The organism is Streptosporangium sp. LJ11, assembly GCF_051918945.1.
Classification (GTDB): Bacteria; Actinomycetota; Actinomycetes; order Streptosporangiales; family Streptosporangiaceae; genus Streptosporangium.
Genome location: NZ_JBPXMB010000093.1, coordinates 1 through 1,232, shown reverse-complemented (window position 1 = coordinate 1,232; position 1,232 = coordinate 1). Strand labels below are relative to the sequence as shown.

General features: G+C 69.6%; 1 protein-coding gene. It reads right to left on the bottom strand.

Annotated features, from left to right (window positions below):
* Positions 1–47 precede the first annotated feature (47 nt).
* Positions 48–1,184 (bottom strand): AI-2E family transporter, encoded by a 1,137-nt coding sequence (locus tag ACTOQ3_RS43520; protein WP_440089928.1) that lies wholly within the window; start codon positions 1,182–1,184, stop codon positions 48–50.
* Between the last annotated feature and the right edge of the window lie 48 nt (positions 1,185–1,232).

Genomic DNA, 1,232 nt, shown 5'->3' with positions numbered 1-1,232 from the left:
GACGTCTGCGACGGTGATCGTGTCGTCGTGGGTGTTCCGGTGGGTGATCAGGCCTGGGGCGCGTCCTGCGTCCCGGGTTGGGGGGTGTCGGTGTGGGGTGGGCTGGTTTCGGGTTGTGGGGGTGGGTCGCTGAGCTGGTCGCGGAGGTAGTTCCAGATGACGGCGATCAGGGCGGCGACGGGTACGGCGAGCAGGCTGCCCACGATGCCGGCGAGGTTGCCGCCCAGGGTGACGGCGAGCAGGATCACCGCGGCGTGCAGGCCCAGGCCGCGGCTTTGCACCATGGGCTGGAAGACGTTTCCCTCGAGTTGCTGGACGGCGATGATGATGGCGAGCACGATGAGGGCGTCGGTGGGGCCGTTGGAGACCAGGGTGATCAGGACGGCGACGAAGCCGGCGAACAGGGCGCCGATGATGGGGACGAAGGCCGCGACGAAGGTCAGGACGGCCAGGGGCAGGACGAGGGGGACGCCGACGATCCACAGGCCCAGGCCGATGAGCACGGCGTCGAGCAGGCCGACGAAGGCTTGGGAGCGGACGAAGGAGCCCAGGGTGTCCCAGCTGTGGGTGGCTATGGCCGGGAGGTCGGTGGCCAGGCGGCCGGGGAGCTGGCGGGTGAGCCAGGGCAGGAATCGTGGGCCGTCTTTGAGGAAGAAGAACATCAGGAACAGGGCCAGGACGGTGGTGACCAGGCCGTTGAGGATGGTGCCGACGCCGGTGACGGTGGCGGTGACGATGCTGCCGACGCTTGATTGGATGCGGGTGGTGGCGGTGTCGAGGGCGGTGCTGAGCTGGTCGGCGCCGATGTTGAGGGGTGGTCCGGCGGCCCAGTCGCGCAGGCGTTGGATGCCGTTGCCGACGCCGGTGGCCAGTTCGCCGGCTTGGGAGGCGACCGGGACGGCGATGAGGACCAGGGTGCCGGCGGCGATGAGCAGGAACAGGGCGGTCACGGCGGAGGCGGCCAGGGTGGGGTGCCAGCCGTGGCGGCGCAGGAAGCGGGTGATGGGCCAGGTCAAGGTGGTGAGCAGCAGGGCGATGACCAGGGGCCAGATGATCGACCACATCTGGCCCAGGGTCCACAGGATGACCGCGGCCATCAGCACGACGAGCAGCATCTGCACGGAGATCCGCGCCGAGGTGCGCAGCGCGGCGCGGGTCTTCGTGACGTTCAGCGGGGCAGACACGAGATCACCTTAGACACAGCCGGACCAGACCGCGCCACCACGGGAACC